The organism is Flavobacterium sp. Arc3, assembly GCF_041431375.1.
Lineage (GTDB): Bacteria > Bacteroidota > Bacteroidia > Flavobacteriales > Flavobacteriaceae > Flavobacterium.
Genome location: NZ_JASMRI010000026.1, coordinates 1 through 23153, shown reverse-complemented (window position 1 = coordinate 23153; position 23153 = coordinate 1). Strand labels below are relative to the sequence as shown.

Annotated in this window: 21 protein-coding genes; 1 reads left to right on the top strand and 20 read right to left on the bottom strand. The window is 33.8% G+C overall.

Features of this window, described 5'->3' with window-relative positions; genetic code table 11:
* Nucleotides 1–9: 9 nt before the first annotated feature.
* From hisIE to QO200_RS16065, 20 genes are all read right to left on the bottom strand, one after another.
* Nucleotides 10–609: a bifunctional phosphoribosyl-AMP cyclohydrolase/phosphoribosyl-ATP diphosphatase HisIE gene (hisIE, locus tag QO200_RS16160; RefSeq protein ID WP_371542114.1), complete on the bottom strand. Its 600-nt coding sequence runs from the start codon at nucleotides 607–609 to the stop codon at nucleotides 10–12.
* 70 nt (nucleotides 610–679) lie between these two features.
* On the bottom strand, nucleotides 680–1435 hold the full coding sequence (gene hisF / locus QO200_RS16155; protein WP_371542112.1) for an imidazole glycerol phosphate synthase subunit HisF: 756 nt from the start codon (nucleotides 1433–1435) through the stop codon (nucleotides 680–682).
* Nucleotides 1436–1457: 22 nt separating this feature from the next.
* Nucleotides 1458–1763 carry an NIPSNAP family protein gene (locus QO200_RS16150; protein ID WP_371542109.1) on the bottom strand — a complete coding sequence of 102 codons (306 nt, stop codon included), beginning with the start codon at nucleotides 1761–1763 and terminating at the stop codon, nucleotides 1458–1460.
* A gap of 13 nt (nucleotides 1764–1776) precedes the next feature.
* Entirely contained in the window at nucleotides 1777–2541 is a 765-nt protein-coding gene (locus tag QO200_RS16145; RefSeq protein ID WP_371542106.1) for a HisA/HisF-related TIM barrel protein, read from the bottom strand.
* 21 nt (nucleotides 2542–2562) lie between these two features.
* A complete protein-coding gene (gene hisH / locus QO200_RS16140; RefSeq protein ID WP_371542103.1) occupies nucleotides 2563–3144 on the bottom strand; it encodes an imidazole glycerol phosphate synthase subunit HisH in 582 nt (193 codons plus the stop codon).
* Between the two features lie 81 nt (nucleotides 3145–3225).
* Nucleotides 3226–4362 (bottom strand): bifunctional histidinol-phosphatase/imidazoleglycerol-phosphate dehydratase HisB, encoded by a 1137-nt coding sequence (hisB, locus tag QO200_RS16135; protein WP_371542100.1) that lies wholly within the window; start codon nucleotides 4360–4362, stop codon nucleotides 3226–3228.
* Between the two features lie 36 nt (nucleotides 4363–4398).
* Nucleotides 4399–4833, bottom strand: a complete 435-nt coding sequence (locus tag QO200_RS16130; protein WP_371542097.1) for a DUF2846 domain-containing protein — start codon at nucleotides 4831–4833, stop codon at nucleotides 4399–4401.
* Nucleotides 4834–4862: 29 nt separating this feature from the next.
* Entirely contained in the window at nucleotides 4863–5918 is a 1056-nt protein-coding gene (hisC, locus tag QO200_RS16125) for a histidinol-phosphate transaminase (protein WP_371542094.1), read from the bottom strand.
* Nucleotides 5908–7200: a histidinol dehydrogenase gene (gene hisD / locus QO200_RS16120; protein WP_371542092.1), complete on the bottom strand. Its 1293-nt coding sequence runs from the start codon at nucleotides 7198–7200 to the stop codon at nucleotides 5908–5910. The genes hisC and hisD overlap by 11 nt, the downstream gene beginning before the upstream one ends.
* A gap of 94 nt (nucleotides 7201–7294) precedes the next feature.
* Nucleotides 7295–8152 (bottom strand): ATP phosphoribosyltransferase, encoded by an 858-nt coding sequence (gene hisG, locus QO200_RS16115; protein WP_371542089.1) that lies wholly within the window; start codon nucleotides 8150–8152, stop codon nucleotides 7295–7297.
* Between the two features lie 274 nt (nucleotides 8153–8426).
* Nucleotides 8427–8936 carry a hypothetical protein gene (locus tag QO200_RS16110; RefSeq protein ID WP_371542086.1) on the bottom strand — a complete coding sequence of 170 codons (510 nt, stop codon included), beginning with the start codon at nucleotides 8934–8936 and terminating at the stop codon, nucleotides 8427–8429.
* 67 nt (nucleotides 8937–9003) lie between these two features.
* A complete protein-coding gene (locus QO200_RS16105) occupies nucleotides 9004–10122 on the bottom strand; it encodes a VIT1/CCC1 transporter family protein (RefSeq protein ID WP_371542085.1) in 1119 nt (372 codons plus the stop codon).
* 9 nt (nucleotides 10123–10131) lie between these two features.
* Nucleotides 10132–11250, bottom strand: a complete 1119-nt coding sequence (locus tag QO200_RS16100; protein ID WP_371542082.1) for an efflux RND transporter periplasmic adaptor subunit — start codon at nucleotides 11248–11250, stop codon at nucleotides 10132–10134.
* 10 nt (nucleotides 11251–11260) lie between these two features.
* Nucleotides 11261–15595: a CusA/CzcA family heavy metal efflux RND transporter gene (locus tag QO200_RS16095; protein ID WP_371542080.1), complete on the bottom strand. Its 4335-nt coding sequence runs from the start codon at nucleotides 15593–15595 to the stop codon at nucleotides 11261–11263.
* 58 nt (nucleotides 15596–15653) lie between these two features.
* Nucleotides 15654–17048 (bottom strand): sensor histidine kinase, encoded by a 1395-nt coding sequence (locus tag QO200_RS16090; protein WP_371542077.1) that lies wholly within the window; start codon nucleotides 17046–17048, stop codon nucleotides 15654–15656.
* A gap of 6 nt (nucleotides 17049–17054) precedes the next feature.
* Nucleotides 17055–17717 (bottom strand): response regulator transcription factor, encoded by a 663-nt coding sequence (locus QO200_RS16085; RefSeq protein WP_371542074.1) that lies wholly within the window; start codon nucleotides 17715–17717, stop codon nucleotides 17055–17057.
* 11 nt (nucleotides 17718–17728) lie between these two features.
* Nucleotides 17729–19123 (bottom strand): DUF3570 domain-containing protein, encoded by a 1395-nt coding sequence (locus QO200_RS16080; protein ID WP_371542072.1) that lies wholly within the window; start codon nucleotides 19121–19123, stop codon nucleotides 17729–17731.
* 9 nt (nucleotides 19124–19132) lie between these two features.
* Complete coding sequence (locus QO200_RS16075; RefSeq protein WP_091429927.1) at nucleotides 19133–19342, bottom strand: DUF4266 domain-containing protein; 210 nt, start codon at nucleotides 19340–19342, stop codon at nucleotides 19133–19135.
* Entirely contained in the window at nucleotides 19335–20324 is a 990-nt protein-coding gene (locus QO200_RS16070) for an FAD:protein FMN transferase (protein WP_371542069.1), read from the bottom strand. Before QO200_RS16070 ends, QO200_RS16075 begins: the two co-directional genes overlap by 8 nt.
* 2 nt (nucleotides 20325–20326) lie before the next feature.
* The gene (locus QO200_RS16065; RefSeq protein WP_371542066.1) at nucleotides 20327–20764 is read right to left on the bottom strand and encodes a thioredoxin family protein; all 438 of its coding nucleotides are present in this window, start codon (nucleotides 20762–20764) and stop codon (nucleotides 20327–20329) included.
* Between the two features lie 192 nt (nucleotides 20765–20956).
* On the opposite strand from QO200_RS16065, the gene QO200_RS16060 reads away from it, so the two are divergent.
* Complete coding sequence (locus QO200_RS16060) at nucleotides 20957–23053, top strand: LTA synthase family protein (RefSeq protein WP_371542063.1); 2097 nt, start codon at nucleotides 20957–20959, stop codon at nucleotides 23051–23053.
* Nucleotides 23054–23153: the final 100 nt, after the last annotated feature.

Sequence of the window (23153 nt, the reverse complement as noted above, 5' to 3'; positions counted from 1 at the left end):
AAAAAATCTCTATTTCTGGCGACTTTTTAATACATCAACTACATCGTTGATTTTGAATCCTTTCGCTTGAAGCAAAATTAGGTAATGAAAAAGTAAATCGGCACTTTCACTTAAAAACAAGTCGTCGTTATCATCTTTTGCTTCAATAACCACTTCGACTGCCTCTTCACCTACTTTTTGTGCAATTTTATTGATACCTAGTTTAAATAAAGAAGCCACATAACTCTTTTCAGAATCTGCATTTTCTCTTCGTACTTGAATGGTATCTTCCAGAGCAGAAATGAAACCGTAATTGGTTTTGTTTTCTGTAGCCCAACACGTATCTGTTCCTTTGTGACACGTAGGTCCTTCAGGTTTCACTTGAATTAATAAAGTGTCGTCGTCACAGTCATTTTTGATGTCAATCAGATTCAAAAAATTACCACTTTCCTCCCCTTTTGTCCAAAGTCTTTGTTTTGATCTGCTGTAAAAAGTCACCTTTTTAGTATCTATTGTTTTTTGATAGGCTTCGGCATTCATGTAACCTAACATTAAAACAGCATTCGTTTCACTGTCTTGTATGATTGCTGGAATTAATCCTTCTGCGCTTTTTGAAAAATCTATATTCATTATTTATAATTTTATGATTGAAAAATTAAAAGATTATCAAATCTGACTTCTTTTCTCTTTTTTCTATATTCTATAATCTCACCTCGATATTATTGTCCTTCAATTCCTGTTTTAATGTTTTTATTTCGATTTCTTTAAAGTGAAAAACGCTTGCTGCTAATGCGGCATCTGCTTTTCCTACTGTAAAGCTATCTACAAAATGCTCTATATTTCCTGCTCCTCCCGAAGCAATGATTGGAATATTAACTATGCTTGAAAGCTTGGCTAACGCTTCATTTGCAAAACCATTTTTTGTACCGTCATTATCCATCGACGTAAACAGGATTTCCCCTGCCCCTCTTTCTTCCACTTCTTTAGCCCAATCAAATAAGTTTAGTTCCGTTGGTACTTTTCCTCCTACCAAATGAACAATCCATCGACCGTCAATCTGCTTGGCATCAATCGCGACAACCACACATTGGCTGCCAAATTTTTGAGCTAAGTCATTAATCAATTGCGGATTTTTTACTGCCGAAGAATTGATAGAAACCTTATCGGCTCCATTCTGAAGTAAAATCTCAACATCGGCTACAGATGAGATTCCGCCGCCTACTGTAAAAGGAATATTAATAGTTGACGCTACTTTTCGAACTAAATCAACTAAGGTCTTTCTTCTTTCTTCTGTTGCAGAGATATCTAAAAAAACCAATTCATCGGCTCCTTCATCCGAGTATATCTTAGCTAATTCCACTGGATCGCCAGCATCACGTAAATCTACGAAATTTATGCCTTTTACGGTTCTTCCGTTTTTAATATCGAGACAAGGTATTATTCTTTTTGTTAACATTTTATTTATAGTTAAGAGTCTTTTATTCAAATACTGGGCGTAAAAAAGTTCTTTCATAGCTCAATATGCATCTTGTATCCTCTGCAATTTTAAAGGCCTGAATACATTCTTGATCTTCCAAAATTAACCTTCTGTAATTTTCATATTCGGTTAAACTAGGAAAGGAAAACATTGCAAATGCTATATTATTCGCCCCTTCAGAAGGTAAAAAATAACCATGATGTTGTCCTCCAAAACGGTTAACTAATTTAATCCACCTTTTACCATAATCTTCAAAAACATCTAGCTGAAAAGGGTCTATAGTGTATTTCAAATAACAAGTTATCATATTTTGAGCTTTATTATTTGCCAATTATATAATTTTCCAATTGTTTTAGCGAAATTCTTTCTTCGTAAATCGCTTTTCCAATAATCGTTCCTTCACATCCTAATTCGGCTAATTTGGGCAATTCATCAAAAGTAGAAATTCCACCTGAGGCGATTAATTTTATTCCTTGGGCTTCCGCCAACTTCTCGACTCCGCTCGAAGTGACATTGCATTGCTCTATAATTTTTTTATATAAATCAAAACTAGGTCCTTCAAGCATTCCGTCTTTTGCAATATCAGTACAAATAACATATTGAATTCCTTTAGTTTGATACGCTTGTATAAATGGAATTAAGTCTTCATCGGATTCTTCTAACCAACCTGACACAGCTACTTTTTCATTATTTGCGTCTGCTCCAAGTATGATTTTATCCGATCCATATTCTTGAATCCATTTTTCGAATAAGGCTCTGTTTTTAACCGCAATACTTCCGCCTGTAATTTGGTTTGCTCCGCTTTCAAAAGCGATTTTTAAATCGGCATCCGATTTTAAACCACCACCAAAATCAATTTTCAATTTTGTTTTAGAAGCAATTTGCTCCAATATTTTATAATTGACAATTTGGCTTGACTTTGCTCCATCTAAATCCACCAAATGCAAATATTCGATACCATGAGCTTCAAATTCTTTGGCAACTTCTAGTGGGTTTTCATTGTAAATTATCTTGGTATTGTAATCTCCTTTGGACAAGCGAACACATTTCCCGTCGATGATGTCTATTGCTGGTATTATACGCATAATTTGTTTCAGGTTTAAAGTTTAAAGTTTTAGAAAATTCCCTAGAATTTTCTCTCCTACATCACCGCTTTTCTCAGGGTGAAACTGGGTTCCGTAAAAATTATCTTTTTGCAATGCCGAAGCATATTCTACTTCATAATTTGTGGTCGCAATAGATTCCGCACAGTCTGGTGCATAAAAACTATGCACTAAATACATGTATTCGTTTTCAGCAATTCCTTCAAATAACTCCGACTTCAAATTGTATATTTGATTCCACCCCATTTGTGGTACTTTAACTTTTGGCGTGAATTTAATCACATCGACATCAAAAATACCCAAACCTTGTGTATTCCCTTCTTCCGAAGCATTGCACATCAATTGCATTCCCAAACAAATCCCTAAAACAGGTTGAGTCAAGGTTGGAATTAAACTGTCTAATCCACTTTCTAAAAGCATTTTCATTGCTGAACTAGCTTCACCTACACCTGGAAAGATCACTTTATCCGCTGCTTTAATTTCCTCAGCATTGTTACTCAAAACTGCTTTGAATCCCAATCTTTCGATGGCAAACATAATACTTTGAATATTTCCTGCCCCGTAATTGATTATTACTATTTTCATTTCTTAATTGTTTCAAGTTTCAAGTTTAAAGTTTAAAGTTGTTTTGTGGCAACCTGAAACTTTAAACTTGAAACAACTTTTTTAAAGCATTCCTTTCGTACTTGGCAAAATCATTTTCTCGGTATCCCGTTTAACGGCAACTTTTATTGCTTTGGCAAAAGCCTTAAAAATAGCTTCAATCTTGTGATGTTCGTTCTGTCCCTCAGCTTTTATGTTGATGTTAGCTTTGGCTCCATCCGAGAAGGATTTAAAGAAATGTAAAAACATCTCTGTTGGCATTTTACCTACCATTTCACGTTTGAATTCGGTTTCCCAAACTAACCAGTTTCTGCCTCCAAAATCAATGGCTACCTGTGCTAAGCAATCATCCATTGGTAAACAAAAACCATAACGCTCAATGCCTAATTTGTTACCTAACGCTTTTGCGAAAACTTCGCCTAAAGCAATCGCCGTATCTTCAATTGTATGATGTTCGTCTACTTCTAAATCGCCTTTAACAAGGATTTCTAAGTCCATTTGCCCGTGACGCGCAATTTGGTCTAACATATGGTCAAAAAAAGCAATTCCAGTTTCGATTTTGCTCTTCCCAGTTCCATCCAGATTTAAACTGATAAAAATATCCGTTTCGCTAGTTTTTCTTTCAATCGTTGCAGAACGAGCTTCTAATTTTAAAAATTCGTAAATCACTTTCCAATCCATTGTTTGCAAAGTAATAACTTCATCTAACTCTTCCCGCTTAGAAGCGATTTCATTACTTCCTATTCCTTCTGTTGTATTAAGGAAAATTGCTTTTGCACCTAGATTTTTGGCTAATTCCACATCAGTCAAACGATCTCCTAACACAAAAGAATTCGCTAAATCATAGGCAGGATTATCAATGTATTTTAATAGCATTCCAGTTCTTGGCTTACGCGTTGGCGCATTATCCTCAGGAAACGAACGGTCTACGAAAATATCATCAAAAAGAACACCTTCATTTTCGAAAGCTCTTAAAATGAAATTTTGAGTAGGCCAGAAAGTATCTTCCGGGAAACTGTCCGTTCCTAATCCATCTTGATTAGTCACCATTACCAATTCGTATTCCAATTCTTTCGCGATTTTAGCTAAATATTGAAATGCTTTTGGATAAAACTCCAATTTAGATAAGTTGTCTAATTGATATCCTTCCGGTTCTAAAACCATAGTTCCGTCACGATCTATAAAAAGTACTTTTTTCATTGTATAAGTATTTATTAAAAACGCTTTTTTATAATATTACAAGCATTTTGCATCTTCTTCCATTTTTGTCATTTTCTGTTTGGCAGTATTTTCTGTTACCTCCTCGCAATAAATATTATTAACTAAAACTCCAGTTTCAAAGACAAGTTGTACATAAGTTATCTTACCTGGTTCTACTTTAACCTCGAATTTTTCAGCTTTGTCTTTTGATTTTTTACCGCCAAATTGAACAGAACATTCATGGCTACCTACTGAAACTTCATGTACAGAGTACTTTTTGTTATTTAGTTTACAAACAAATTCTCCGTCAATAAATGTTTTGAATGCCGCGGCAGATCCTGCAAAACCAGTCGAACGCAGAAAATATATTTTTCCAGTTTCTGTTTTTTCTATGTCTTGTGCATTCATAAAACAATTAACACTTAATGAAATAAAAAGTGTCAAGATCAATTTTTTATTTATGGTTATCATTTTTATGGTTTTAATTTTTATCAAAATAATTATGAACTAATGGCTAACAAAGCCTCCATCAACTTTTTATTTTCTTCTGCTGTTCCAATAGTTAAACGTAAAGTGTTTTCGCATAAAGGTTGTGTGGTTCTGTTTCTAATAACAATTCCTTTAGCGATTAGCTCACTGTATCTTTTATTAGCGTCATCTACTTTAATTAAAATAAAATTAGCCTCAGTCGGATATATTTTAGATACAAATTTCACTTTATGTAAAACTTTAATCAAATCCTCTCTTTGTACTACAATAGAGTCAATTTCAAGTTGTATTTTTTCTTGGTCAGATAGACGTTCCAAAGCTCTTTTTTGAGTGAGCTCGTTTACATTGTAAGGTGGTTTAATTTTGTTTAAAATCGTGATCACCTGACTTGAAGCATAGCAAATTCCCAAACGGATACCTGCTAAACCATAAGCTTTAGACAAAGTTTGAGTAATAATTAAATTTGGATATTCATCTAATTCATTCAGCCAACTTTGTTTATTAGAAAAGTCGATATAGGCTTCGTCAATTACGACTAAACCTTTAAAATTCTGTAGCAAGCTCACTACACTTTCATCTGAAAAGGAATTTCCTGTTGGATTATTAGGAGAACATAAAAAGAGAATTTTCGTATACTCATTTGCAGCATCTAAAATAGCATCTACTTGCGGTTCAAAATCAGTGGAAAGAAATACTTCTTTGTTCTCTACGGCATTAATATTTGCCAAAACACCGTACATTCCATAGGTTGGAGGTAAAGAGATTATATTGTCTTTATTCGGTTCGCAAAAAGCCCTGAATAGTAAGTCCAGTACTTCATCACTTCCGTTCCCTAGTAATATCTGATTTGGAAGAATATTTTTTTGCTTTGCCAAAACTGCTTTTACGCTTGCTTGTTGCGGATCAGGATAGCGATTAACTCCAGTCTCAAAAGGATTTTCATTGGCATCCAAAAAAATCATTTCGGCAGTATTAAAATCTTCAAATTCATCTCTGGCAGACGAATAAGGCTTCATTTTTAGTACGTTTTCACGAACTAATGTATTGATATCAAAATTATTTTTCATCTTCAATCGCTTTTAATCTTAAAGAAACTGCATTTTTGTGCGCTTGTAAACCTTCAGCTTCCGCCATGATTTCTATCGCTTTTCCTATATTTTGTATCCCTTTTTTGGATATTTTTTGAAAAGTCATAGCTTTGGTAAAACTATCTAAATTTACACCACTATAGTTCTTCGCATAGCCATTTGTCGGTAAAGTATGATTTGTTCCAGAAGCATAGTCACCAGCGCTTTCCGGAGTAAAATTACCAATAAAAACGGAACCTGCATTGTCAATTCCATCTGTAAAAAATGCTTCTGATTCTGAACAAATAATAAAATGTTCTGGTCCGTATTCATTAATTAGCTCTAATGCAATGGAATCATTCTCTACAAAAATCAATTTCGAATTGGCAATAGCCTTTTCAGCAATCTCTTTTCTAGGTAAAGCGTCTAACTGGATTTGAATTTCGTTTTCGACTTCATCAATTAATTTCTTTGAAGTAGAAACTAAAATCACTTGGCTGTCAGCACCGTGCTCTGCTTGAGACAATAAATCAGAAGCGACAAAAGCTGCAACAGCAGTATCATCTGCTACAATCAATAATTCTGATGGACCTGCAGGCATATCAATTGCTACGCCAAACTGGGTTGCTAATTGCTTTGCTACAGTTACAAATTGATTTCCTGGTCCAAATATTTTATATACTTTCGGGATTGTTTCAGTACCAAAGGTCATTCCGGCAATCGCCTGAATTCCTCCTACTTTTAAAATTTTAGTAACACCACATAGTTGAGCGGCATATAAAATTGCAGGATTTATATTTCCTTGTTTATCTGGAGGTGAACACAAGATAATTTCTTTGCACCCTGCAATATTTGCAGGAACAGCTAACATTAAAACTGTTGAAAACAAAGGAGCTGTCCCACCAGGAATATACAATCCGATTTTTTGAATTGGTCTTTTTTCTTGCCAACAATTAACTCCTTCTACTGTTTCTACTTCAACTTTGGCCGTTTTTTGAGCCGCATGAAACTTTTCTATATTGCTTTTAGCTAACTGAATCGCTTCTTTCAATTCAGCAGGAACAGCAGCAACAGCAGTTTCAATTTCTTTTCTGGAAACTTCCAGGGTTTCAAAATTGACACCGTCAAAAATCGAAGTGTATTTTGCAATAGCTTCGTCTCCTTTTTTCTGAACTTCTTTAAAAATTTCTTTTACGGTAAGTTCGATATCGTCTACCGTCTTAGTTGGTCTTTCTAGTATGTCAGACCAAGTTTCTGGTGTTGGGTTGTATATTTTATTCATAATTTTTAGTTTAAAGTTTAAGAGTTTAAGAGTTTAAAGTTGCTCAGAGCATAAAAACCATTAAAGAACTTAATACTTATGAATTACTACTTAATTAAAGTACCATTTTTTCAATTGGGCAGATCAAGATCCCTTCGGCTCCAGCGTCTTTCAACTGATCAATAACATCCCAAAAAGTATCTTTATCAATTACTGAGTGCACGCTGCTCCATCCTTCTTGCGCTAAAGGCAAAACGGTTAAACTACGTAATACTGGAAGGATTTTACCAACAGCTTCAATTTTATCATTAGGAACGTTCATCAAAATATATTTTGATCTACGTGCTCTCAAAACTGATTCTATTCTAAATTTTAAAGTGTCAATTAGTTTTTGAACTTCAGGAGTAACTTTAGGAGAAACCGCTAATACGGCTTCACTTTTATAAATAATTTCAACTTCCTTTAAGTTGTTTTTGAATAAAGTACTTCCGCTGGATACAATATCAACAATGGCGTCTGCAAGACCAATATTAGGAGCGATTTCTACCGAACCTGATATTTGGTGGATATCTACGTTTACTCCAAAAGAATTGAAATATTCAATCACAGTATTAGGATAAGAAGTCGCAATACGTAATCCGTTTAAATCTTGAATTGAGTTGTATTCAAATGCTTTAGGAACAGCAACAGATACTTTACACTTAGAAAAACCTAGTTTTTGAATCACTTGGATTCCTTTTCCTTTTTCTACCAATAAATTGTCACCAACAATGGCGATATCTACCACTCCATCAATCAAATATTGAGGAATATCTGAGTTTCTTAAATATAAAACTTCAAGAGGGAAATTAGAAGCTTCGGCTTTTAATTGGTCGATTCCGTTGTTAATAGAAATCCCGCAATCTTTCAAGATCTGAATACTGTCTTCGTTTAAACGTCCTGATTTTTGGATTGCAATTTTTAATGTACTCATTGTAATGTTTTTTAGTTTGTTTATAATATTATGTTTGAGTACAAAGGATATTAAATAAAAAACCCGTTTGATGTACTCAAACGGGTTTTAAAATATGATGACTTACAACCATATCATTAACACATCGCTTGAGAGCAATAATGGAAATGATGATGATGTAATTGTATTGCGAACATAATTTTTTTGTTTTTCTTTACTCCTGCAAATATAAAAGCTTTTTTGATTAAAAAGCAATTTTTAGTTTAACTTAATTTTGCTAATTTGTTAAAAAATATTATTCTTCTTTTTCGTTAGTAGTGCTTTCTGAGTTCGAATTGCCGTTTTCAATAGCTGAATTCACTGCATTATCACGAATTTCAGTGTGACGAATTTCTCCACCTGAAGTTCCTACACTTGATCCTAACACTGCGGCACCTAAAGCTAAGGCAAGTGTAATATAAGATGCCATTTTAGAAAATTTATGACTCTTAACACTTGTGTATAGCGCTACTAAACTAAAAATTCCTGTTGCATATAATAACAAGGCTAACTTTTCTGCTAATTCTTCATGTTCATGGATGATTTGTTTGCCTATATTTGGCATATCTTCCACCATTTCTTCAGCTCCATCGCCAGTATACATACTTAAAAATGCAAAAATAGCGGCGACTACAAGTACTATGTAAGCAGTATTTTTGACTGAATTATTTTTTAAAAGCAATCCAGCAATCAAAATTCCCAAGCCTAAGATTGTTCCGATAATTGGAAAATGGTTTACCACTAGGTGTAAATGTGCATCATTCATAGTATTGTATTTAAATAATTAATAATCTGTTTTGAATAAATTTGTGCGACTTGATATGGTGTAATCATTAACCCGCCAGCGAAACTCCAATCAACGATCCAATACCATAAGTAATGGCAGCTGCAGCTAATCCGAAAAAAACTTGTCTGAATCCCGAAAACAGAACCCCTTTCCCCGTCAATAAAGTAATGGCAGCCCCAATTCCAAAAAGTCCGATAACACTACTACCGACACTCAAAAGTATAGCATTTTTCCCATCTAAAAACATAAAAGGGTATAAAGGTATAATAGCGCCAATTGAAAATAAAACAAAGGAAGCAATTGCCGCTTCCCAGGCTGAGCCTCCTAATTCTTCCTTGTCGATACCTAATTCTTCAGTAATTATTGCATCAATGGCTGTTTCATGGCTTTCAAATGCTTTATCTGCCAGTTTCTGTGCCTCAACAACATTCATTCCTTTGGCCTGATATAATAAAACCAATTCCTTTTTTTCTTCTTCAGGAGATGCTTCTAACTCTTCCGTTTCTAGGTCGATTTGGCGTTGATTTAACTCTCTTGAACTTTGAACTGAAAGCCATTCTCCCAATGCCATTGAAATAGCACCAGCCATTAAGCCTGCTATCCCCGTTAGTAATATCGTATTGTTTGAAACTGCTGCTCCAGCAACACCCATGACCAAACTCATATTTGAAACTAAGCCGTCATTCGAGCCTAAAACAGCGGCACGCAATGCATTCCCTCCTACTGATTTATGGCGGCTTTCAAATTTAGAAAGAAAACCTCCAGACACATTTAAAGCGGCATTGTTATTTACCGCTTCTATAATGTCAAGATGATTGTGTTCAAAACCAGTAGGTTTCTCTCCTTTTTCAATTTTATTCTTTATCGAATTGACAGCAAATTGTTTTTCGATACTTGACAAACTACTGATTATAGATCCGTAACCAAATAGCTTACCTAATTTTAGTTGAAATTTAGCTCTTGAAGATGCTGCAGGCATTTTATATCCTGCTTCAATTGTTCGTACTTTATTCAACATATGTTGCGCATGTCCTTTCTCAATGTCCGACAAACCGCGCAAGACTCTGTTTAAATTCTCATCTTCTTGAATTTTGGCGATACTATCATAAAGGAAAGCGGTGTCAACTTCAGTTTGCAATTGACCTTTCAATTTACTTAAATCCATATTTTACAATTAATTAACCACGTCAAAAACGCCTTTTGTTAAAATTTTAGAGGAAGAATTAATTTGGTTGTCAGGTAGAATTTCAACAAATTTCTCTGATTTCTCGCCTATTTTTACCGCTATCTTTTTTAAGAAATAACTTTCATTTTTTTCTTGCTTCAATAAAAGTACAAAATTTTTGTTGTCCTCGGTAATTAAAGCTTCAGCAGGGATTGCCAGCCCTTTTTTAGAATCTACCACAATAGCCGCTTCCACAAACATCCCTGTAATTAATTTTTGTTTTATATTATCATCTAGATGCCCGTGAACATTGATTGTTCTGTCATTCCCTTCAATAGATTTCCCTACTAAATGTACTTTGGCATGGAATACTTCTTTTGTAGCTTCTGGAACCGTAAAATTGATATCTTGTTCCACTTTTACTTTTAAAATGTCTTTTTCGAATACATTTAGCTCTAAATGCAAATGTTCTGTTTGAATAATTTCAAGCATAACATCCGAAGGCGCTACATACATCCCAACGTTGGCATTCATTACCACGATATCACCCGAAATAGGCGCGTAAATGGTAATTACCGAAGTCAGTTTACCGTTTTCGACGTTTGCAGGATTAATACTTAACAGCTGCAATTTGGCTCTTAAACTTTGATACATTGCTTTTGCTCTGCGATAATCACTTTCGGCTTTTAGGTAATTTTTTTGAGAAGTAATTTTCTCGTCAAACAATGTTTTTTGACGCTCGTATTCTGATTTTAGATATTTAATTTGTTCTGCTATCTCCAAATATTCTTTTTGAATATCTAAAAATTCTGTGTTTTCTAAAGTTAATAGTGCTTGTCCTTTTCTCACTTTATCTCCAACTAATAGCGTAGTTGATTTTATATTACCTCCCACGAAAGTTGTTACTTTGGCTCTGTTTTGCGGCGGAACATCAATCTTTCCAGCTGTTTTTACAGTTACTTCAAAGTCTTGTTCCGTAGGGCTTCCTATTTCCATTCCCGAAGATTTAAATTGCGATGCAGTAACAGTAACCATGGTGTCATCCTTGACAACTGCTTCTTCTGTTTTAGTATCCTTGCATGACAATAGAACGGTTGATAAGGCGAATATATATAGTGCTTTTTTCATTTTTAAGGTATTAGAAATTAAGATATTGTGAATCGAGTTGGGTCGCATTGAATTGAAGTACGTTGTCTAGATATTCTACTTGAATAGTGGTTGCGTTCTCTAAACTTTGAATGTATTGAAAGAAATCTATTTCTCCGTGTTTATAACTTAAATTCGCCACCTTAATAATTTCATCCGATAACTTTTTTCCGTATTGATTGTAATAATTTATTGCTTCCTGATACTTTGCTAATTCGTTCTTTTTTTGATTTACAAACTGCTCTCTTTTTTGTTCTTCATTTAGCCTTTGTTGCTCCCAGCTTTGTAATTCTAGCTCAGCTACTTTTGATTTCGAAATATTTCCGGAGAATAAAAGTGGAACTCCAATTCCGATCTGAAAACCATTCAAGGATTGTGACAAGCCTTTGTTTGACCCTCTAAAATATTCCAAATGCAAATCAGGTAACCAATGTTGTTTTTCAAGTTTAATTTGGCTTTTATAATTATTCGTAACACTCTCTAAATATTTGTTATGAATACTTTTACTTAATTCTTCAGTTGAATTAAATAGCGGACTGATCGAATTGTTTTTTATGACTATTTTTTCATCCGTTTGAATCAAGGAATACAACAAATCATACTTTGCTTTTTTATCATTTTCAATTTGAGAAAGACTTGTTTTTATTTGTCGAAATTTGGCTTGTGCCGTTATTTTTTCGAGATAATTGGTTTCACCTAATTCAAAACGTCTGTCGCTTGCTTTTGAAAAATTTTGATATAAACTATCCAAATAGAAGTATAATTTTTCCTGGTTTTGTAAATAGACAATGTGATAATATACTTTAGAAATTTCTAACGAAAGTTTGTTTTTTTGAATTTCAAAGTTGGCTTTTTCCTTTTCATATTCCGTTTCATTTACTTTTTTTTGTGCTCCATAAACCGTTGGAAAAGAAAAGCGTTGTTGCGCTCCAAAAATCTTCAATGGTTCATTATTGGAAGCTAAATTATTCTGATCGTAATTGTAGTAAATATTGGTTTTGTCAAAGGTATAAGCACTTTTTATATTGGCCTGGTATTTATCAACCTGCAATTGATACGCTTTTAGCCCTTGGTTATTAGTAATCCCTTTTCCTATCAAACTGTCTAATTCGGGATTTGAATTTTGTGAAAAAGCAAACGACGTACTCAACAACAATAGAATTAAATAGGAGCTACTATGATGTTTTTTAAACTTTGCCTTTTTAAACTCTTTTCCATCAAAAACTTTAAATAATATTGGTAGCACTACCATAGTCAAAATTGTTGCTGTAAATAATCCTCCAATTACGACTGTAGCTAAAGGTCTTTGAACCTCTGCTCCTGCAGAAGAAGATATTGCCATTGGTAAAAATCCTAAGGCTGCAGCGGCTGCCGTTAACAAAACAGGGCGCAATCTATCTGTAGTTCCTTTCAATATAAGTTCATCAATATTTTTCATTCCTTGATGTTTTAGTTCTTTAAAATGTTCGATTAATACGATTCCGTTTAATACTGCAATACCAAAGAGCGCTATAAAACCAACACCCGCTGATATACTAAAAGGCAGTCCTCTCATCCATAAAAATAGTACTCCACCCACTGCCGAAAGCGGAATTGCTGAGTATACCATTAAAGCTTCTTTGATAGAACCAAAGGCAAAATACAATAAGATGAAAATCAAGATTAAGGCTATAGGAACCGCAACCATTAATCTGGCTTTGGCACTTTGAAGGTTTTCAAACTGTCCTCCATATTGAACATAATAACCTGGAGGTAGTTTGATTTCTTTATTTATAATATTTTGAATATCAGTGACGACACTTTGTAGATCTCTATTTCTCACATTAATCCCCACGACAATTCGTCTGTTTGTATTGTCTCTGGAAATCTTTGCTGGGCCTTCAGTATATTCAATATTTGCTAATTCCTGTAACGGAATCTGCTCTCCAGTAGAAGTTGAAACATATAAATTTTTCAAGTCATTAATATCGGTTCTATTGGTTTCATCCAAACGGATTACCATGTCAAATCGTTTTTCACCTTCAAATACATTACCCACTGTTTTTCCGGCAAATCCCATCGCAATCATATCATTCAACTCTGAAATATTCAAACCATATCGCGCAATTTTAGAACGATCATATCGTACGCTCATTTGCGGCAAGCCTTCCGTTTTTTCAATAATAATATCTGAAGCTCCTTCGACTTTTTCAATTGCTTTTTTGATTTCATGTGCTTTCTTAGCTAATACATTCAAATCTTCACCAAATACTTTTACAGCCACATCAGAACGGGTTCCCGAAATTAATTCGTTGAAACGCATTTCGATTGGTTGCGTAAATTCAATTTCCATATTTGGAATTTGTTTCTCAATCGCTGCTTTGATTTTATCTGCAAGTTCATCTTTACTCTTTGCTGATACCCATTCTGATTTTGGCTTTAGCTTAACTATAATATCACTTTCTTCCATACTCATAGGGTCTGTAGGAACTTCGGCGGCACCTATCCTACTGACCACTTGATCTACCTCAGGAAAGTTTTTTAGAATAATTTTTTCAATTTTAGTAGTTGTAGCAATCGTCTTTGTCAAGGAAGTTCCTGTTTTTAAAACGGGCTGAATAACAAAATCTCCTTCGTCTAAAGTGGGAATAAACTCTCCTCCCATTGTAGTAAATAGAACTACTGCCATCACTAATAATCCCAAAGCGCCATACAATACTTTTTTAGTATTACTTAAAGCCCATGTTATAACAGGAAGATACCAAGAATTTAATTTTCGAATTAATTTACTGGAAAATGAGTTAGGATTTTCTTCTTTAGGTTTCAAAAAAAGTGAAGAGACGACAGGAACATAAGTAAAGCAAAAAATCATGGCTCCCACTAGGGCAAAACTAAAAGTCATCGCCATAGGTTTGAACATTTTACCTTCGATACCTGATAGAGAAAGAATTGGAATAAACACAATCAAGATAATCAATTGTCCAAAAATAGCCGAATTCATCATTTTAGAAGCACTCTTATAGGTGATTTGATCAATTTCAAGTTGGCGATCTTCGTTAGACATTGGGCCTAATTGGTTTGCTTTACTAGCTATTTGAAAGGCAATAAACTCAACGATAATGACGGCTCCATCAATAATTATCCCAAAATCGATTGCCCCTAAACTCATTAAGTTAGCATCTATTCCAAAAATATTCATCAACGAAATAGCAAATAATAAACACAACGGAATCACCGAGGCTACCACTAATCCCGAACGCCAGTTACCCAGTAATAGGACTACGACAAAAATTACGATTAAACAACCTAGAATAAGGTTCTCTGCAACTGTAAAAGTCGTTTTACCAACAAGCTCACTACGCTCTAGGAATCCGTTAATATAAACTCCTTGTGGTAGAGATTTTTGGATTTCGGCAATTCTGTCCTTTACATCATTTATTACTTGTTTAGAGTTGGCACCCTTCAGCATCATCACCTGTCCGAGTACCTTCTCGCCTTCTCCGTTACCTGTAATTGCTCCAAAACGATTGGCAGAACCAAAACGGACATCAGCCACATCTTTTACATAAACAGGCATTCCGTTTAAGTTCTTAACTACTATATTTTCAATATCGGCTAGTGATTTTACTTTTCCTTCGGCTCGAATGAAGTAACTCTGATTTACTTTTTCGATATAAGCACCACCGGCAATACTATTGTTATTCTCAAGCGCCGTAAAAACATCTGTAGCACTGATGTTCATGGCTTTTAACTTAGAAGGCGTAATCGCAATTTCATATTGCTTCAAGTAGCCTCCCCAGGTATTTATTTCAACCACTCCCTTTATCCCTGATAATTGGCGTTTTACAACCCAGTCCTGAATGGTTCTTAAATCGGTTACTGAATAGAGGTTTTTAAATTCGGGTTTTACTTCTAGCGTATATTGATAAATTTCTCCAAGTCCTGTGGTAATCGGTCCCATTGCAGGTGTTCCAAAACCCGCTGGAATTTTCTCTGATGCCGATTTTATTTTTTCGGCGATTAATTGTCTGGGTAAATAGGTTCCTAAGTCATCGTCAAAAACAATGGTTACCACAGACAAACCAAATTTAGAAATAGATCGAATTTCTTGCACGCCTGGCAAGTTTGCCATTTCAATTTCTACCGGATACGTGATGTATTGTTCAATATCTTGAGTAGAAAGATTACTTGAAGTAGTAATCACTTGTACCTGATTATTAGTTACATCAGGCACAGCACCTATAGAAATTTGGAAAATAGAATAGATTCCAAATCCGAAAATTCCTAAGGTAAATAATAAAACAATAAGTTTGTTTTTAAGACTAAAAGCAATAATTTTTTCAAGCATTTTTCACTTTATTTTATATTTCAAAAATACAGTAAATAGGTAAGGTTTGTCTTAAGAACTACTTAAGGTCTTCTTTTAAGAAGATTAACTTTGCTGCCGTTCCCACGTTTTCCTGACTTGAAATTTGAATATCAATAGAAAGTAATAAGGATAATTTTTTCACTATTGACAAACCTAATCCCGTTCCTTTAATTTCAGGATGATCAGTTGCATCTGATCTAAAAAACGCATTAAACACTTTTTCAACATCCTTAGACGATATCCCGATACCAGAATCGATTATACTGCATTCAATCTTGTTATTTTTTTCTATAATGGCAATAGCTAATTTAGCATTTTTATCTGAGTATTTTAACGCATTGGAAATCAAATTGTTAATTATTATTGAGAATAAATAAACATCCGTTTTAATATAGTAGTCCTTTTTGAATTCAGTTATAACCTGAATATTTTTAGTTTGAATTGTATTCGAATATCTTGAAATTGAGTCTAGAATAACTGCATTTAAACAAAATTTTTCCTTTTTTAAACTTTGTTTTTGATTTTCGAACCGAGCTAGCAACAGCAATTGATCTACCAAATTGTTTAAGCGATCTACTTCAGAAATACAAAAATTAATTTTTTCTTCGTACTCTGCGGGATTTCTTGGCTTTCTTATTAAAACTTCCAGCGTCCCTTTTATTACCGTCAACGGAGTCCTTAATTCATGTGAAGCATCAGAGGTGAATTCTTTTTCCCTTTCGATCGTATTTTCAATTCTATCTAATAAATTGTTTATTGTCTTAGATAAAACATAAAGTTCATCACGGTTTTGAGGTAATGGAATCCTGGATATTAAATTATCTTTGGTAATGATATTAGAAGTCTCAATGATAGAACTGATCGGTTTTATACTTCTTCCGGCAATAAATCTTGCAATCAGAAAGAGTACAATTAGAATTAAGGGATAAGCAATAATCAATACCTCGAATAAATTTTGAAGGACCATTGTGGCATCTTCCAGAGACATCGCAATCAATAAATAGCCTATTTTTTCAGTATTCTGGTATATCGGAATCTGTATTTGACGAATTTTGTTATTTAACAATTTAGTGTCAAATAATTCCTTGTCTTCAATATTCTTATGAAGCGTTAAGTTTTGTTTTTTTAAGTTGGGTGATTTTTCAAGTAGATTTCCTTTAGTATCTAAAAACTGAATAAAAACGGGGTTTACATCAACAGTGTTGTGCTCTCTTTCCTTCCATTCTTCCTCATGGATAAGAAAAATAGAACTATTTCTTACTTCAATTTCGTTTAAGTGATTTTTTACCTCATTACCAATATCATTATTAAGATGGTTGTAAACGCTGAACTTGACGATAGAATAAATAGTAAAAAACACCACAAAAATCAATAAAGCTGTGGTGATAATGTAATTGAAGGCAATTCTATTTTTGAATGAAAATTGTTGCATTAATATTTAGTCATTTGCGATGTAACCTACACCACGAATTGTTTTTATATAGTCCTCTTCTATTTTTAAATTTAATTTTTTGCGGATCGCGTTAATGAAAACATCTATAACACCAGTGTCGTAATCAAAATGAATATCCCAAACATCCTCTATAATTTGATTTCTAGTACATACTTTACCTTTATTTTTAACTAAATAACATAAAAGATTAAATTCCCTATTAGTTAGCTGTACTTCAGTTTCATGGGATAAAACAATGTGTTTTGCAATATCAATATGTATTCTTCCAAGAGTTAAAATATCCTGTTCATTCTGATTTCGAAAATGAATTTTAATGCGTTCCACTAACTCTTCAAAACTAAACGGTTTTTTGATATAATCATTGGCTCCAGCCTTAATGCCTTCAATTGTCTCTTGAACCGTATCTTTGGCCGTCAAAAATATTATTGGCGTGGTACTATCTTTTTTTCGAATAGCTCGACACAAATCCAACCCACTAATCTTGGGTAACATCCAGTCCAAAAGAATCAAATCAAATTGCTGCTTCTGAATGAGTTCAAACCCTTGTAATCCATCAGAAGCACTGGTAATTTGATAGCCTTCTTCTTCTAAACCTTGTTGGAGAAATTGAACAATACCTGCTTCATCCTCCACTATTAAAATATGCATACCCTTGTTTTTTATTCCACTACAAATTTAAAACCTAAAGAAGCAATATTTGCCGAAAGCCCATCACTTCTTGAATAATGATTTAATCGTAAATCTATTGATTTTAATCCTAAAACAAAGATTTTAGCACGCGTAAAAATATCAGTATAAGTGAACCCTAAACCATATTGACTGCTGTTGAATTTTGATAAATCATAATCTGAAGTATAATAATTCTCCGTTGAAAGGTGTTTTTCATAAGGCGCAAAATAATCTGAAGCCGTTTGAGTATAGTAGCGGAACATAGGATAAGCAGTGAAGCTGGAGCTAATTTTAATAGGTAACTCGATTGAGGCTGTATGCGCTTGAATCCCCCAATTGTCTTGATAATATCTATAATAGGTTCTGGCGACTACGTATTCATTAATATAAAAATTTACTCGTGCTCCTATCGGAATTTTAAAACGGGTACTTGGTAGTCGCTCTTTGTCATCGGCTAATTGATATACTCCTTTATTTTCTGAGGTAGAATATACTGGAATATATTGTGACTGACCTATATAAAAATTTGCTTTATCAGCAAAATACACTCTTTGATATGGAGTTCCTAACAAACCTTCCTGATGCAAAATATCCATAAAAATAGACATTTGTATCTTTTTTGTAAGAATTTGAGAGAATGAAAAAGAAGCCGAGTACGAATTTCTATTTGACTTGCCGTAAGTTTCAAATGCCGATGGTAAATATGCATTTGATGTCGCACCATTTTGATCTAATATAGGAACACCAGAAAAGATTCCGGTATTTTTAAAATTAGCTCCATACTTTGCATATTCGTTTAATTCAGTAGGATAAATAGGTCTCCATTGATCTAAATACGCATTGGCTTTAATGCTTATTTCGGTGTTTTTCTCATTAAATAATTTGGTAAAACCACCTCCAAAGCCAACTGAAGTGTAATCATACTCATTAGAAAAAGAAACATCAGCATTCCAGATGTTATTTCGATCATCTGAATTATGACTGTAATTTGCACTAATAGACGCCAATTGGTCACTTTCTGAAGCTCCCGATGAGGCTTGCCAAGGAGTTGGACTAGCCGTTCCTGAAACTCCTGAAGCATCATACGGATTAATATTACTTGAAGACGCAGACGTATAAGCCGAAACTCCAACATCAAAAGTTAGGACATCATCGTCATTTAACGGAAGAGCAACCACGATATTTGAAGCGATGTCAGACAGTTTCTCTGAGCCTGTCCCTCCACCAACGGCAGAATGCTCACCATCTTGATTGTAGTAACTCAATAAAAGATCTACTTCGGTATTTTCTAAAACTCTCTTCTTAAAAGTAGTCATTGAGTCTTTGACCTGGGCAATAGCAGCCATGTTTATTAACAAAGCCAGCACAAATATTATTTTTTTCATCTTAGTATATTAATTACAACCACATCCACCACCTGTTTTTCCGCCATTGGCTCCTGCTGCAGCCTCACGATACACCTGAAAAGTAGTTTCGTATTTCTCAGACGGTTTTGCCGCTAACTTCATGTCAGGATCGTTAATGTATAATTTATCATATTCTTTCACTGCAACACACGATTGCATAGTGACTAAAACGATTATAAAAAGAGCTAGTTTATTCATTTTTGAATTTTTTTAAATCTATATTTTTTGAAGCGAATATTTTTCCCTTATCATCGACATATATACAACCGATTCCTGGTAATTGATTGACTAAATCCAACCCTACATCTACTCCCATTACAAAAACACCAGTAGCTAATGCATCAGCAAATTCTGTTGATTTAGCAAAAACAGTAACACTAATCACTCCTGAGGCAGGATAACCGGTTCTGGTATCTATTATGTGAGAATATCTAATTCCGTTGAATGTCACATATTTTTCATAGCTTCCTGAAGTTTCCACAGCACTGTCTTCCAGCGGAAAAGTGGCGAAAATTTTGTCCTTATTTAATGGGTTTTTAATTCCAACTTTCCATTTTTCTCCATTGAGCTGTTTTCCCCAAGTATTAATATCACCAGATATGTTTACGATTCCGGCGACTACACCTTTTGAAACAAGCAATGCTTTTATTTTATCAGCAATAAAACCCTGTCCAATTCCTCCTAGTCCTAATTTCATTCCTGGGTTCTTAAGGAAAATAGTAGAATTTTTAGCATCCAAAATTATATTTTTGTATCCCACCTTCTCTACCGATTTTTTAATTTCCTCTGGAGATGGCATTTTGGTCATACTGCCATCAAATTTCCAAATTTTATCCATAGAAGCATAACTAATGTCAAAAGCACCTGAAGTTAATTCAGATATTTTTATGGAACGTTGGACTAAATCAAATACTTCTTGAGGTACTTTAACTGGTTTTATTCCTGCATTTCTATTGACTTCAGAAATTGGCGTCGTCGGAATCCAATCTGAAATTAAGTTCTCAACGCGGGACACTTCGGCTACAGCCATGTCAATATAAGTATCAGCTTGAGGAATGTCTTTTGCTTCAACAATCATTTCAAACGGACTGCCCAGCATGGACAACGTTCTTTTTTGCGTGACTTGCGCTGTAACTGCTACACTAGCAAATAAGACTAAAATTAAAGAGAGCTGTCGCATTATTATCCCTTTATAAATGAATTAAGTAATTCGATATATTCTTCAGGAGTCACGTTTTTATAACTTGTTTTACCTAATACTTTACCGTTAGAATCCAAAACAACAACTAAGGGAAAAATACCGTCTTGATTGTATTTTTCGGCTAAATTTTGATTTTGTTTCTTTAATTCTTCTGTCAATTGGTTTTGTTTCTTTTTAGGAAAATCGGCTCTTTCAAGAATATAATTTGTTGCCGAATAACTTTTAAATGCTTCGGATTGCCAAATAGCTTTATCCAATTTTATGCATGGAGCGCACCAATCTGAGCCTGCAAAAACTAATATAACTGGCTTATTCTGAGCATTGGCCTCAGTTGTCGCTTTACTAAAATCAGTATTCCATTTTTGAGAATATCCTATTGTTACCATGAACAATAATAAGAATGCCATTTTATTTTTCATTGTGTATTATTTTAAATTCTATAAAGAACTATTTATTACTAATTTTGCACTTCAATTGTCAACAAATTTAACTCAATTCTAAGCTACTTATTGTTAAAGTTAAATGTTCTTAAGCTAAATTTAAGAATAGATAGCACAGTAAACTAGTAGGTTGTTTTAACAAATTACCTAATTTTACCAAAAAAAATATCTATGTCTTTTTTAAAAAAACTATCCCCTTTCTACAATCTAATCTTTTTCTATGTTGTAGTCAGTTTTATTTTAAGAATTGTATTGCTCTTTCATCCCATTACTCAGGCATCATTTTCTTTTATTGACTCCTTAAAAATTTTTACTTTAGGAATCGTTTCTGATTTCTTTGTATTCATTATCGCAACTGGTTTTCTATGGTTGTACTTGATTTTTATATCAAATACAAAATACCTAAAACCTTATGGATACGTCATTTTTGGTCTTTTTTTGGCTTTATTTCTTTATATAGCCTCAGGAAAATCAATTCTTAATGAATATGGTGGTGCACTGCCTAAAATTGGTTTAATCTTCATTGGAATTAAAACGTTTCTATTTGGCTTACTCCTTTTTCTACCAAAATACCGTAACAAAGTAAGGTTTTGGTTGTTTAGCTTTGTTATGTTTTTGTTTGTCGTTTTAATCTTGCAAAATGCAATTAGCGAATATTTTTTCTGGAATGAATTTGGAGTAAAATATAACTTCATAGCAGTAAATTATTTGGTTTACACCAATGAGGTAATAGGAAACATAATGGAGTCTTATCCTGTAGTTCCATTATTTACAGGCTTATTTATTATTGCGGGAATTGTTACCTATTTTATTGTTGGGAGATCAAAATCCTACATTGACAGTATTCCTACCTTTGTTGAAAAAGTCAAAATTTCAGGTTTGTATTTTGTATTGTTTGGATTTTCCCTTTTGGCTATTCCATCATTAGCAACCAATGAAAATTCCCAAAATATATTTTCAAACGAGTTGCAGGCCAATGGAGTTTATAAATTTTATTTGGCTTTTATGAATAGTGAATTAGACTATTTTAAATTTTATAAAACACTACCGGAAAAAGAAGTCTATGCCTTATTAGGAGAACAAATTCCTGGTCTAACTGGTGAATCTACCTTAAGAGACATTAAAAGTGCTGCGACTGAAAACCATAAAAATGTCGTTTTAATTACTATTGAAAGTTATAGTGCTGATTTCATGAAAATATATGGTAGCGATAAGAACCTAACCCCATTTTTAGATAGTTTAGCTTCAGAAAGTTTGTTGTTTACTAATTTTTATGCCTCAGGGAATAGAACGGTACGTGGTCTGGAAGCTGTAACCTTGTGTTTGCCTCCTACTGCCGGTGAAAGCGTAGTAAAAAGAAAAGATAACAAGGACAAATTCTCAACAGGAAATGTATTCAAACAAAAAGGCTACAATGTAAAATACCTGTATGGAGGTGATGCTTTCTTTGATAATATGGAAGATTTCTTTTCTGGTAATGGTTATGACATTGTGGACAAAAAAACGTTCTCCCCTGACGAAATCACTTTCGACAATATTTGGGGTGTATGTGATGAAGATATGTATAATAAAGCTATCAAGGTAATGAATGAAGAGGCTAAGGAAAACAAGCCATTTTTCAATCACATAATGACGGTTAGTAATCATAGGCCATTTACCTACCCTAATAATAAAATTGATATTCCTGGAGATGCAAAATCCAGAGATGGTGGTGTGAAATATACGGACTATGCCATGAAAAAATTCTTTGAAATGGCCAAAAAACAACCTTGGTTTGCCAATACTGTTTTTGTCATCTTGGCGGATCATTGTGCATCAAGTGCTGGTAAAACAGAACTTCCAGTTGATAAATACAGGATTCCTGCTATGATTTATAGCCCCGGTTTTATACAACCACAACGCTATACTAATCTTGTTTCTCAAATTGACATTATGCCAACTGTTTTTGGACTGTTGAACTTCAATTACCAAAGCAAATTTTTTGGGCAAGATGTTTTAAAAGCAGATTATAAACCTAGAGCTTTAATTGCAACATATCAGGATTTAGGGATGATTAAGGATAATATCTTGACCATCATTTCTCCTAAACAACAAGTAAAACAATTTCAATTGACAGTATTGCCTAAAGAAGGAATTGAAGATGATTTCCAATTGTATTATGATCAGAAACCTTTAGCGAAAGAAAGGGAAGATTTAGTAAACGAAACGATCTCATTCTATCAAACTGCTTCGGATATGTTGAAGAAAAAGAAATACCAAAAAAATTAAACAAATAAAAAAGCCTGTGAAAATTAGACTGCCCCCAAAAAGTTAGACACTATTTGGGGGTATTTTTATGGAAAGAAAAGTCAAATATGATTATACATTT